Here is a 12,579-nt window from a genome sequence, read left to right on the forward strand (position 1 = left end):
GCACCTTCAAATACAAGTCCACGGTGTATATCCCCAAGCCCTCCCGAAATCCGAAAGGGCAAAAGTGGACGACTTTTACGCCGCCCGCGACAACACTATGCCGTCGCTACCGTGGCCGAGTATTGCTCCGCCGTTCACATACCCCGGGGTGAATTGCCGTTCCTCAAAACGGCAAGAGGGGGCAGCGCCCCCTCTGTCTTCTCTGATGCCGACCAGCTCTGGCCTTCTAAGCTTCGATCTCCACCGTCCCGATAGGATGCGAACAGCAGGCTAGAATATAGCCCTCTGCGATGTCCTCTTCGGTGATGCCGCCGTTGTGGACCATGTGCACATCGCCAGAGACCTTCTTGGTCTTGCAGGTGCCACACACGCCAAAGCTACAGCCCGATGGAATGTTGTGCCCCGCCTGACGGGCGACGGCCAGAACGGTGTCGGTCTCTTGGCATTTGACGCGCTCGCCAGATCCGACAAAGACGATTTCGGACTTCGCGTCCTCTTCGGGGACGGCGTCCTCGGGGACATCCTCGACTTCGGGCAGAGGCGCATGGAAGCTCTCTTGGAAATAGCGCGACATGTCGAAGCCCAGACCGGCCAATGCCTCGCGAACAGATGTCATGAAGGCTTCGGGGCCACAGCAATACACGTCCCGTTCCAGATAGTCGGGGGCCATCAGACCCAACATCAGCTGGTTGAAGCGGCCTTGGTAGCCGGTCCAAGGGCGATAACGGTCCGATCCGGACACAACCCATTTCAGGTCGATTCCGTTGGCGCGGCTGGCCATGTGCTCTAGCCGCTCGCGAAAGATGATGTCCGACGGGCGGCGCGCGCAGTTCACGAAAATGATGTCGGGGGCGCGGCCCAAGTCATACAGATAGGTGGTCATTGACATCATCGGAGTGATGCCTGTGCCCGCCGAGATGAACAGCAGCTTGCCGTCTGGCTTGCCCGCATTGGTAAATGTCCCGCCGGGGCCAGTCGCTTTGACCTGTGTGCCCACGGTCAGATTGTCCAGCATCCAGCGGGTGCCGATGGAGTTGTCCTGCGCTTTGACCGTGACCGTGATCGACATGGGGCGCGAGGGCGAGGACGAGATGGTGTAAGTCCGATAGAGCGGCCCCCCCGGTACCGGCAATTCCAAGGTCAGGAACTGGCCCGGATCAAAGCGAAACAACGCGCCCGAAGGTGCTTGGAAGCAGAACGTGACCACATCGCGGGTCTCGGCCAAGACCGAGACGCACTCAAGGGGCTCTTTATCCGTCCAGAATGTCGGTTTGTCGGGAAGGGCCATAGATTACTCCGCTGCCAGTCGGGTGGGGGTCAGGGAACGCTCCAGCGTTTCGGCGTACCAATCGACGAACTGCGCCACGCCTGTCTCTTCGATCGGCGAGTAGGGACCGGGTTGGTAAACGGGCGAGTTGATGCCCTTTTGGTTGTTTTCAACCACAACGCGGTCTTCGTCGTTGGTGTGCTCCCAAACCTCGGTCAGACGCTTCAGGTCGTAATCAACACCTTCGACCGCATCTTTGTGCACCAGCCATGTGGTGGTGACTTGGGTCTCGGTGGGGCTGACAGGCGTCACGCGGAAGGTGATCGAGTGATCCGGCAGGAAGTGGTTCCACGTTGTGGGGTAGTGGAACTTCAGCAGGGTGCCCGCATCTTGCAGCGCGACGCGGCCCAGATTTTTGGCCACAGCGGGTTTGGTGTCCATGGTATAGCTGACCGCGCCCTCTTGCAGGGGCTGACGCGCCAGACGATACTGGCCATTGTCCGAGATTTTGAACTGCGACGGCGCGCCTGCGGCCTCGCAACGGTCATAGTGGGCTTGCAGACGCGGGGGAACGCTGCCGTCGGGCAAGATGCCTGCGACGTCGGGATCTAGCGGGAAGGAGCGGCACAGGGAAGGGTGGTTGCCGCTGCAGTGATAGCACTCGCGGTTGTTTTCCCAGACCAGTTTCCAGTTGCCATTCTCAGTGATGCTCGACACGTGGGCGACTTTGGCGTCGGTCAAGTCGTGCACTTCCAGATAGGGGCGGGCAACAGCCGCGAACTCGTCGAAATCAGGCGCTTCGTCTGCCAGACAGATATAGACCAGACCGCAGAGTTCGCGACAGTGCACCGGCTTCAGCCCGTGCTGGCTGGCGTCGAAATCTGCACCCATATCGCGGGCGTACAGCAGCTTGCCGTCCAGCTCGTAGGTCCACTGGTGATAGGGGCAGACCAACTTGGGCACGTGGCCCGAGGCAACCTTGCACAGAACAGAGCCGCGATGGCGGCAAGAGTTGTGCATTGCGCGGATCACGCCGTCCTGACCGCGGATGATGATGACGCTGTAGTCGCCGACGGTGTGCACCACATAGCTGCCACCTTTGGTCAGCTGCGCCGCAGGGATGGCAAACAGCCACTCGCGGTAAAAGATGTTCTGCATGTCCAGATCGAAAATCTCTGGTGCGGTGTAAAACGGGCGTTCGAGCGAATAACCGGAGCGGCGGCGGGCCAGCAGGTCGGTGATGTTGAGAGAGCCGTCCATGGGAGGGGTCCTGTGTGCGGATAAACCTGTATTATGGAGTGACCGTTTTTCATATCCTGCCTCCAAGACAACGCCAATAATTCTCAGCTTGAGGTGAAATGAATTCATCTGTAGCTTTGTCATGGCCCTGACAGGCATGCACATTCCCGTATTTTGGAACAGATGGTCTATGGCAAAACGCCCCTACGACATGCCCTCGATGACGTCTTTGGCCTGTTTTGAGTCGGCGGCGAGACATCAGAGCTTCAAATTGGCTGCAGCAGAGCTGAATGTGACCCCCGCCGCCGTGTCGCATCAGATCAAGGGACTGGAGCGGGATCTGGGGCGCCAACTGTTCCGAAGGCATCATCGCGGTGTCGAATTAAGTGAGAGTGGCGCTTATTTATTCATCGCAGTGCAGCGAGGTTTCGAGGGAATCTCTGACTCTGTCAGCCAGCTGCGCATTCGCGCCGAGCGGACCGATGTGGTCGTCCACGCCAGCACGGCGGTCAGCGCCCTGTGGTTGACCCCGCGGCTCGCGACGTTCTGGAAGCATCACCCTGAAACCATTGTATCGCAACACGTCAGTGACGAGCCTGTTGCCACCAGCAATTGTGATCTGAGTATCGAATATGGCCCCCTGCCAGACGACGTGCCCGACAGCATTCGGCCCCTGTTCAATGGCCAAATTTTGGCTTTGGGCAGTCCCGCGTTCAAAGAGCAGAACCGAATCGAAACGCTCGAGGATCTGGCGCACGTTCCCCTGATCCATCTGACGGCCGAAGATCGGGATTGGACCAAGTGGTCGGACTGGTTCGAATCCCTGAATACCGACTACGAAGAGGGGCGGGGGTTTTGGGTGAACAACTACGTGGTCGCGCTAGGGGCTGCGCAGGACGACATGGGGGCTGTTCTGGGCTGGACCGAACTCCTTGGAGACCGGATGGCGACCGGTAAATTGGTGCCACTCGTGCCCGAGGGAATCGCCACCCCCAAAGACTTCTACGTTCGGATACATCCTGATGCGCCCCCGTCAGCGAACCGGTTGGCAGACTGGCTTACACAACCTCTGACCACGGGCCAGAACGTCTTCGGGTAGCGCCGAGAGGCGTAAGGTGCAGAGAACACAGGGAAAATGATTGATCCGATGGCGCCAAGAACACTCGGATTTCTCGATGTAATTTGATCTTTGCCATTTCGCCAAGAGTCTAGCGGTTACGTCATCCGGTATAGGTTTGGCATCCCTTTGCCGTGGGGCCACTACGCGCGCTCTTCTCAGAGGTTTATTGTCTCGGAAACCGTGGTCGCAGTGCCTGTATTCATGGGGGGTACAGCAGCGCGCCATTTTTCATCAGGGACCGCCATGCGCTTCACCTTAAAGTCTAAACTCATCCTAACCTTCGGCGCGGTATTCGCGATGTCCGCGGGCTCTTTGACGCTTGCTTTGAATGATTTTCAGCGCGTGAATGACTCGTTCAGCAGGGTGATCCAAGAGCAGGAAGTCGACATTCGTGCAATCAGTGCCATTGCTGAGGCAGAGGTCGGCATTCGGTCCAAGGTTGGCGAAGCGCTGGTTGGTTTGGATGGCACTGGGGAAGAGCGTATCGTTGCGCTGCGAAACGAGATTAAAGCCCTATCCAAAAGCATCTCCGACAACGTGAATGCTCTGTCGGCAGACGCGGGCAACGATGAATTTCTCATGTACGCCAATCTTATCAAGGCCCACAATGATGCCATGGTCGTGAACTACGCCACCGTTGCCTACGAGTTGCAGGGCGACAGCATGGCCAATGTGAGTTTTCACACCGATGCCAAGGCCGCGACTGACGCGGTCGTAGCAACCACAGAAGAACTGCGGACCTATCTGCTGGAGCGCATGGAGCAGTCGGTGGCCGCAGCGCAGGCAGTGTATGATAGAGCGGTCACAGTTCTGATTACGGTTGGCGCTGCCAGCATTCTGATCGGTACGATCTGCGCATTCTTTATTATTTCGTCGCTCAACCGGGGTCTGCGCAAAGCAGTGGATCAAGCACGCAGAGTGTCAGAGGGTGATCTTCGGGCGATCGCGACCTTTAAGCGCGATGATGAAGTCGGCGATGTTCTTCATGCCCAGAACGACATGGTCCTGAAGTTGCGCGGCACCGTGAGCAACGTCGCTTCTGCCGTACGCAATGTTGCGGCGGGCGCAAACCAGATGGCGAACACCTCAGAGCAACTGGCCACCGACTCGAACAATCAGTCCGCCTCGACCGAGCGCGTCTCGACCGCAGTTGACCAAATGTCCGGCAACATCGAAAGCACGTCGGAAAACGCAGGTCTGACCGAAGAGATCGCCACCAAAGTTGCCAAAGACGCCGCTGAATCCGGCAAAGTGGTTGCGGATGCCGTGAAAGCAATGCGTGCCATCGCAGAGCGTATCAACGTGGTGCAGGAAATCGCGCGTCAGACCGATCTGCTGGCTCTGAACGCTGCGGTCGAAGCGGCGCGAGCCGGCGAACATGGTCGCGGCTTTGCGGTTGTGGCTTCCGAAGTGCGCAAACTGGCCGAGAACAGCCAGAAAGCAGCTTCGGAAATTTCGGCTCTGTCAGCGAACACTGTCCAGTCGGCTGCGGCTGCGGGCAAGATGCTTGAAGAATTGGTTCCGGACATTGGCCGGACCTCAGAGCTCGTGACCCAGATCACCTTGGCCTCGCGTGAATTGGCAGGCGGGTCGCGGAATATCGCAGGTTCGGTACAACAGCTTGACAGAATCACTCAGAATACAAGCTCGGCTTCTGAACAGATGTCCTCTGCTGCGACCGAACTTTCCAGTCAGGCAGAGCAACTCGCGGATGCGATCTCTTTCTTCCAGACGGGTGAGGATGACGTGATGGCGGATGGTGCTGAATGGGTTCGTGCACAGGATACAAAATCCGCCACAGCGCCCGCAGATGTGTCTGACTTCGTTCCCGAAGCGGCGGTAGCAGCCGACGCATTGGCTGAAGACAGCGCGCCTGTCCAAGACAAACGCGAAAAGAAGACCGAAACTTTCGAATTCAATCTGGGCTAGGCCCAAACCCCCACCCTTTGGGCTGAGCCGAGAGAAGGCAGCGCAGGACCCCCATCCTGCGCTGCCTTTTGATTTTGAGAATGTCGGCGCTTGTTAGAGCGCCGAAACCTTGACCGCCGCGAATTTGAATTCGGGGATCTTACCATAGGGATCGAGGGCAGGGTTTGTCAGCACGTTGGCCGCCGCCTCAACGTAGGCAAAGGGTACGAACACCATGTCAGGCGACACCGCGCGGTCCTCTCGGGCCAGCAGGGTGATATTGCCACGGCGGGTTTCCAGCTTGACCTTATCGCCGACCTTGACCCCCAGCTTGCGCAGGGTGGACGGGTGCAGGGAACAGTTCGCTTCTGGCTCGATCGCGTCCAAGACGGTGCTGCGGCGGGTCATTGAGCCTGTGTGCCAATGCTCTAGCTGGCGGCCCGTGGTCATTATCATCGGGTAGTCGGCATCGGGGGCCTCGTCCGGCGGGATCACGTCGGCAGGCGTAAACTTCGCCCGTCCGCCCGCCCGCGGGAATTCGTCGCCGAAGACAATCGCCTGACCGGGGTCTTTGGGCGACAGGGACGGGTAGGTGACGGCATTCTCGCCTTCCAGACGGTCCCACGTGATGTTGTCGAGGCTGGGCATCCCCTCCTTCATCTCGGCAAAGACCTGACTGGGATGAGTATAGGTCCAGTCCAGCCCCAGCTTCTGCGCCAAGGCAACGGTGATCGCCCAATCCTCGCGCGCTTCACCCGGAGGCGTCGCGGCCGCGCGGCCCATCTGGACCTGACGGTTGGTGTTCGTGACCGTGCCGTTCTTTTCGTAGAATGCTGCGGCGGGCAGGACCACATCCGCATAGTTCGCCGTTTCGGTCAGGAAGATATCCTGAACGACCAGACACTCCAGCTTGGCCAGCGCCTCGCGGGCATGGGTCACGTCGGGGTCGGACATGGCGGGGTTTTCCCCCAGCACATACATCCCCTTGATGTCACCCGCATGGACCGCATCCAGAATCTCGGTCACGGTCAGACCCTTTTCGGCGCTGAAATCCTCGGTCCCCCAAATCTTGTTGAAATGGCCGCGGATCTTGTCGTCGGTGACGCTTTGATAGTCGGGCAGGAACATCGGGATCAGGCCCGCGTCGGACGCGCCCTGCACGTTGTTCTGACCGCGCAGGGGGTGCAGGCCAGCGCCCGGTTTGCCCACGTTGCCGGTCATCAGGGCCAGCGAAATTAGACAGCGCGAGTTGTCCGTGCCGTGGATGTGCTGCGACACGCCCATACCCCAGAAAATCATGCCCGCTTCGGCCGATGCGAAATCGCGGGCCACGGCGCGGATGGTCTCGGCATCAATGCCGCAGATCTCGGCCATCTTTTCGGGGGCAAAGCCAGCGAGGTGCTGCTTCTCGGCCTCCCAGTTTTCGGTGTGCTGGTCGATGTAGGATTGGTCGTACAGTCCCTCTTCGACGATCACGGACATGATCGCATTGAGCAAGGCCACGTCGGTGCCGGGGCGGAACTGGATCATGTGTTCGGCGTGGCGCTTCATTGCGGTGCCACGCGGGTCCATGATGATCAGCTTGCCGCCGCGCTTGGCGAACTGCTTGAAGTAGGTCGCAGCCACAGGGTGGTTTTCGCTGGGGTTGGCCCCGATGACGATCGCCACATCCGCATTCTCGATCTCGTTAAAGGTCGCGGTCACAGCGCCGCTGCCCACGTTCTCCATCAGCGCGGCCACGGAACTGGCGTGGCACAGGCGCGTGCAGTGGTCCACGTTATTGTGCCCAAAGCCCTGACGGATCAGCTTCTGGAACAGATAGGCCTCTTCGTTGGTGCATTTGGCGCTGCCGAAACCGGCGACGCTGCGGCCGCCGCTGGCATCGCGAAGACCGCCGAGGCCGTTCGCGGCGGCGTCCAGCGCCTCTTCCCACGTGGCCTCGCGGAAGTGGGTAAAGGGGTTCGCAGGGTCCACGGCCATCTCTTTGGGTGCGTTTTCCAGCCGGATCAGCGGTTTGGTCAAGCGGTGGGGGTGGTGGATGTAGTCGTAGCCAAAGCGGCCCTTCACACACAGGCGGCCTTCGTTAGCGGGGCCGTTGATGCCCTCGACATACTTTACCTTGCCGTCCTTGAGCTTCAGGCTGACCTGACAGCCGACCCCGCAGAAAGGGCAGACGGACTGCACTTCGTTGTCGTAATCGGTGCTATCGCCCTGCTGGTCCGCGCCGAGAACGGTCGAGGGCATGAGCGCGCCCGTTGGGCAGGCCTGCACGCATTCGCCGCAGGCCACACAGGAACTGGCGCCCATATCATCATCCAGATCGAACACGGGAAAGGCGTCGTGCCCACGACCGCCCATGCCGATCACATCGTTCACCTGCACTTCGCGGCAGGCACGAACGCAGAGACCGCACTGGATGCAGGCGTCAAGGTTCACGCGCATGGCCACATGGCTGTCATCAAGCAGGGGGATGCGGTCCACATCCAGCGTCGGAAAACGGCTCTCGGTCACGCCTTGTGCGTCGGCCATGTCCCACAGGTGGCTGCCTGCGTCATGGGCGGCCTCGCGCTCGGGCTGGTCGGCCAGCAGCAGTTCCATCACCATAGCGCGGGATTTCACCGCGCGGTCGCTGTCGGTTTTGACGCTCATGCCGTTCGACGGGTTCCGGCAGCACGAGGCCGCTAAGGTCCGCTCGCCATCAATCTCGACCACACAGGCGCGGCAGTTGCCGTCGGGGCGGTAGCCGGTCTGCGGCTTATGACACAGGTGTGGGATCGTCTTGCCGTGGCGCTGCGCGACCTCCCAGATGGTTTCGCCATCCACGGCGGTGACTTGCTCGCCGTCGAGGGTAAAGGTGACCTGTTCGATGTTGTTGCCGTCCATGATCACACCTCCTCGCTGAAATGTTGCATCACTAGCTTGATGGGGTTGGGGGCCGCTTGGCCGAGGCCGCAGATCGACGCGTCGGTCATGACTTCGCACAGATCGGTCAGAAGTTCGCGGTCCCAGCTGTCGGCCTGCATCAGCTTCACGGCCTTTTCGCAGCCAACACGGCAGGGGGTACACTGACCGCAGCTTTCAGCCTCGAAGAACCGCAGCATGTTCAGGGCAGCATCGCGGGCGCTGTCCTGATTCGACAGAACGACCACAGCGGCGGACCCGATAAAGGTGCCGTGGGGTTGCAGTGTGTCGAAATCGAGCGGCACGTCGTTCATATGTGCGGGCAGTAGACCGGACGAGGGGCCACCGGGCTGGTAGGCTTTGAATGTGTGCCCGTCGGCCATGCCACCAGCGGCGGCGATGATGTCTAGAATGGTCGAGCCGGCGGGCAGCAGGTAGACGCCCGGATTGGTGACGCGGCCAGAGACTGAGTAGTTCCGCAGGCCGGTGCGTTCGTTGTGGACCACGGCGTTCATGACTTCGGGGCCTTCGCGGCAGATCATGGCCACCCAGTGCAGGGTTTCGACGTTATGCACCAAGGTGGGGCGGTTAAAGATCCCGACCTGCGCCACGTACGGCGGACGCAGACGGGGAATGCCGCGCTTGCCTTCGATGCTCTCGATCATCGCGCTTTCTTCGCCGCAGATATAGGCGCCCGCGCCGCGGCGCAGGTCGATATAGCCAGCCTCTACGATGCCGGCCTCTTCCAGCGCGGCGATCTCTTTGCGCAGCAGCTTCAGCACGGCGGGGTATTCGTCGCGCATGTAGATAAAGCATTTATCCGCCTCGACGGCCCACGCGGCGATCAGCATCCCCTCAAGAAAGACATGCGGCTCGCGCTCCAGATGGTAGCGGTCTTTGAACGTACCAGGCTCGCCTTCGTCCCCGTTTACAGCCAGATAACGGGGGCCTGCTTCGGCACGGACAAAGCCCCACTTTTTTCCGGACGGAAAGCCAGCACCGCCTAGGCCGCGCAGACCGGCGGACAGCAGCATGTCCTGTACCTGTTCCCAATCGCCGCCTTCGCGGAACTGGGCCAGCTTGTCGTAGCCACCCCGGGCTTGGTAAGCGGGCAGGTCTTCGTACTCAGGCATGATGGGATGGAAGTCGCCGCCAGCGATCACGTCTTCGATCAGGGCAGGGGTGGCATTGTCCAAATGGCGGTGGCCCAGTTCGACCACCGGTGCGGTGTCACAGCGGCCCATACAAGGTGCGCGCAGTACTCGGACCTTGGCGGGGTCCATGCCAGACTCCAGCGCGGTAATCAGAGCCTCTGATCCTGCCAATTCGCAAGATAAGGAGTCGCACACGCGGATGGTCAAATCTGGGGGCGGGGTTTCGCCCTCTTTTACCAGATCGAAGTGCGCATAGAAGCTGGCCACCTCCCAAACCTCGGCCATGGACAGGCGCATCTCCTCGGCCAATGCGCGCAGATGGGGCGCGGACAGGTGGCCATAGCGGTCCTGAATCAGATGTAGATGCTCGATCAGCAGGTCACGGCGGCGGGGGCGATCCCCCAAGAGATCTTCGACCTCGGTCCATGCTTGTTCATCCAGCGGACGTCCCTTGGTGTGGGCGCGTCCCTTCTTGCCGCTGCGGCCTGACGTCCACGGGACGTCTTTGTGATCCAGAGCCATCTAATTTGCCTTCCCGAAGCCGGTGGGTTTCCGACGCAAGTGCCCACAAATGGGGGCAGAAAATCAACTCACAATTTATTTGGAGTTTGCATGCGCACACTATCATATCGGCGGCGATATAAAGATGGACACCGACATAAGTGGGCCCTAAATCGACACATATGGAATGGAACGAAGAAATTGATGCGATTGGGATGCTCTGCCCTTTGCCCGTGCTCAAGGCACGTAAGCGCCTGAAGTCAATGACTTCGGGGCAGGTCTTGCGTTTGATTGCGACCGATCCGGCGGCTGTTGTGGACGTGCCCCATTTCTGCTTCGAGAGTGGGAATGAACTCATCAGCCAGTCGGACGAGGGCGAGACCCAGATCTACCTGATCCGCAAGGTCTAACGCAGGCCAAGCATCGCGTAGGGGATGTATTTCACGGGCGTGCCGTTGGTAATTTCCGCGGCCTCATCGGGCAGTTCCACCAGCCCATCCGCCCACGACAGCCCGCTGATCCGGCCCGAGCCTTCGGATTTGAAGACCTCTGCCATGCCTTGATCGTTCAGCCGCGCCCGCAGGTATTCGCGGCGGCCCGCCTTCTTGCGTTTCTCGAACGCTGCGGGGACGGTGAAGCCGACGGGCTCTGCCCATCCGCTGCCCGCCATCAAAGACAAAGCAGGGCGCGCAAAGACCAGCGCACAGACCAGCGCCGCCACGGGGTTTCCGGGCAGGCCGAACACGGGCGTGCCGTCCCACATCGCCAGCGCCAGCGGGCGACCCGGTTTCAGGGCAATGCGCCAGCTGGACAGGGTGCCCTTGGTCCTTAGCAGATGCGAGACGTGATCCTCGTCCCCCGCAGACGCACCGCCGGAGGTCAGGATGACGTCGACGTTCGCCCGGTCCAGAGTGCGTTCAATCAGTTTCGGGTCGTCCTTGCAGTGGCCCAGATCGACGGGCTCATACCCCCACCCGTTCAGCAGGCTGAGAAGCATCGGGCGGTTCGCGTCGAAAATCTGGTGGGGCAGGGCATCCATGTCGGGGCGGGCGATAATCTCGTCCCCCGTAGACAGCACGCCGACGCGCAGGGGCTCATAGACCTGCACTTCGGCGATCCCGAGGGCTGAGAGCAGCGCTATGTCCGGCGCGCGCAGAATCTGGCCCGCGTGGATGGCGGTTTGGCCGGCCTCCACATCCTCGCCCGCTTTACGGGTGTTGGCGCGGGGCTTGACCGGTCCGTCAAAGACTACCGAGGCACCGTCGAGGGCGCAGTCTTCCTCCAGCACCACCGTGTCCACGCCATCGGGCAGGATGGCGCCCGTCAGGATGCGAACGGCCGCGCCATGAGGCACAGCGCCATCAAAGGGTTGACCAGCAGCGGCGCGGCCCCGAAGCAGGGGCAATTTCTGTGGGTAGTCACCCGTGGCTTCGTACGCGAAGCCATAGCCGTCCACGGCGGAATTGGGGCGGGGCGGGTTGGATCGGCGGGCCACAGCATCAGCGGCCAGAATGCGGCCCTGTGCCTTGTGGCTGTTGATTGTCCCGACGCCCTTGATCGGATGGAGCGCCTGTTTCAGCTTGTCCAAGGCGGCGTCGACGGGCACCCAGTTCACCCCTTGGGGCATGGCGAAACAGTCGTTCCGTAGGCGGGGCGGCAGGATGGCAGAGGGCACCGCCGCACGCAGGCTTAGTTCGTGGTTCAGGCCAAGGATATGGCCCTCTTGGGTCGGCTCCACATCGAACAATGGGGGCAGCGTTCCGCCCGCATTTAACACCCACAAGGCTTGCGCCAGTAGTTCGACCTGCGCCTGATCGGGCACCATATCGGGATGTCGGGACAGGTGCGCGCGGACCTCGGCGCTCAGGATCGAGGGGTAAACCTCGGCGATTGTCACGCGGCTGATCGGATCAAGAGGCCAGACGGTCGCGCCCCGTTCGCGCAAGCGGTGGACCATGGGCATTCCTGTCAAGGATTGCGCCCCGACCGCGCCCGCCCCAGCCAGTTGCCAGCAGGATTTCGGGCTCAGTCCATTGGATTGCGCAACCTCTTCGCAGGCGCGCCATTCGGGTAAAGCGCTGGTAGGCTTGGTGCGCGGCAAATGCGGAGTGTCCGCCTTTGCCCCATTGCCCCAAAAGAGACCGTCGTCCTCGAACCGTTGGTTAAGTTCGGCCGCCACGTTCCGGTAATTAGACAGGTTTTTCGCCGTGTCCGTGTGGTTGGTCGCAAGATGGCGCCAGAGTCCGGCAGCATCCACCCCCAGCCGTTCCAGCGCCGCAGCAGGCAATGAAAGCGAGAAATCCACGCCGATCAGCAGACGGTCACCCTCTGCCATCAGCGCGTTCAGACGCGCTTCGGCCTGCATCCGCGTGGGGATATTCTCGGACCGCACGCCAGAGCCATCCGCAATCGCCAGCCAGATGCTATCCTTGCCGGTTTTTGGCGTTCCAGCGGCGGACCAGTCCAGAATGGCGATGCGGTCAAACATG

Annotated in this window: 8 protein-coding genes; 3 read left to right on the top strand and 5 right to left on the bottom strand. The window is 60.8% G+C overall.

Going from position 1 to position 12,579, the window contains the following annotated elements:
* Nucleotides 1-226 precede the first annotated feature (226 nt).
* Entirely contained in the window at nucleotides 227-1,288 is a 1,062-nt protein-coding gene (locus AB9K37_RS07270; RefSeq protein ID WP_369836564.1) for a 2Fe-2S iron-sulfur cluster-binding protein, read from the bottom strand.
* A gap of 3 nt (nucleotides 1,289-1,291) precedes the next feature.
* Entirely contained in the window at nucleotides 1,292-2,527 is a 1,236-nt protein-coding gene (locus AB9K37_RS07275; protein WP_072706040.1) for an aromatic ring-hydroxylating dioxygenase subunit alpha, read from the bottom strand.
* A 169-nt stretch (nucleotides 2,528-2,696) separates the two neighbouring features.
* On the opposite strand from AB9K37_RS07275, the gene AB9K37_RS07280 reads away from it, so the two are divergent.
* Nucleotides 2,697-3,605, top strand: a complete 909-nt coding sequence (locus AB9K37_RS07280) for a LysR family transcriptional regulator (protein WP_369836567.1) — start codon at nucleotides 2,697-2,699, stop codon at nucleotides 3,603-3,605.
* 264 nt (nucleotides 3,606-3,869) lie between these two features.
* Complete coding sequence (locus AB9K37_RS07285) at nucleotides 3,870-5,555, top strand: methyl-accepting chemotaxis protein (protein ID WP_369836569.1); 1,686 nt, start codon at nucleotides 3,870-3,872, stop codon at nucleotides 5,553-5,555.
* 93 nt (nucleotides 5,556-5,648) lie between these two features.
* Here the strand turns inward: AB9K37_RS07285 and fdhF are convergent, their stop codons facing one another.
* Together fdhF and AB9K37_RS07295 are read right to left on the bottom strand one after the other, a co-directional pair.
* Nucleotides 5,649-8,417, bottom strand: coding sequence for a formate dehydrogenase subunit alpha (gene fdhF / locus AB9K37_RS07290; RefSeq protein ID WP_369836572.1), 2,769 nt, complete (start codon nucleotides 8,415-8,417; stop codon nucleotides 5,649-5,651).
* A 2-nt stretch (nucleotides 8,418-8,419) separates the two neighbouring features.
* Nucleotides 8,420-10,111, bottom strand: a complete 1,692-nt coding sequence (locus AB9K37_RS07295; RefSeq protein WP_369836574.1) for an NAD(P)H-dependent oxidoreductase subunit E — start codon at nucleotides 10,109-10,111, stop codon at nucleotides 8,420-8,422.
* Nucleotides 10,112-10,272: 161 nt separating this feature from the next.
* Here AB9K37_RS07295 and AB9K37_RS07300 point away from each other — a divergent pair, with 161 nt between their 5' ends.
* A complete protein-coding gene (locus AB9K37_RS07300) occupies nucleotides 10,273-10,500 on the top strand; it encodes a sulfurtransferase TusA family protein (protein WP_369836576.1) in 228 nt (75 codons plus the stop codon).
* On the opposite strand, the gene AB9K37_RS07305 is transcribed toward AB9K37_RS07300, so the two are convergent.
* Nucleotides 10,497-12,578 (bottom strand): molybdopterin-binding protein, encoded by a 2,082-nt coding sequence (locus AB9K37_RS07305; RefSeq protein WP_369836578.1) that lies wholly within the window; start codon nucleotides 12,576-12,578, stop codon nucleotides 10,497-10,499. The genes AB9K37_RS07300 and AB9K37_RS07305 overlap by 4 nt on opposite strands.
* Between the last annotated feature and the right edge of the window lies 1 nt (nucleotide 12,579).

It is taken from the genome of Donghicola sp. XS_ASV15 (genome assembly GCF_041224595.1).
Taxonomy (GTDB): Bacteria; Pseudomonadota; Alphaproteobacteria; order Rhodobacterales; family Rhodobacteraceae; genus Donghicola.

Bases quoted from the DNA above. Each gene is read 5' to 3' on its own strand.
- AB9K37_RS07270 (WP_369836564.1), bottom strand. From the start codon at position 1,288: ATGGCCCTTCCCGACAAACCGACATTCTGGACGGATAAAGAGCCCCTT.
- AB9K37_RS07275 (WP_072706040.1), bottom strand. From the start codon at position 2,527: ATGGACGGCTCTCTCAACATCACCGACCTGCTGGCCCGCCGCCGCTCC.
- AB9K37_RS07280 (WP_369836567.1), top strand. From the start codon at position 2,697: ATGGCAAAACGCCCCTACGACATGCCCTCGATGACGTCTTTGGCCTGT.
- AB9K37_RS07285 (WP_369836569.1), top strand. From the start codon at position 3,870: ATGCGCTTCACCTTAAAGTCTAAACTCATCCTAACCTTCGGCGCGGTA.
- fdhF (WP_369836572.1), bottom strand. From the start codon at position 8,417: ATGGACGGCAACAACATCGAACAGGTCACCTTTACCCTCGACGGCGAG.
- AB9K37_RS07295 (WP_369836574.1), bottom strand. From the start codon at position 10,111: ATGGCTCTGGATCACAAAGACGTCCCGTGGACGTCAGGCCGCAGCGGC.
- AB9K37_RS07300 (WP_369836576.1), top strand. From the start codon at position 10,273: ATGGAATGGAACGAAGAAATTGATGCGATTGGGATGCTCTGCCCTTTG.
- AB9K37_RS07305 (WP_369836578.1), bottom strand. From the start codon at position 12,578: ATGTTTGACCGCATCGCCATTCTGGACTGGTCCGCCGCTGGAACGCCA.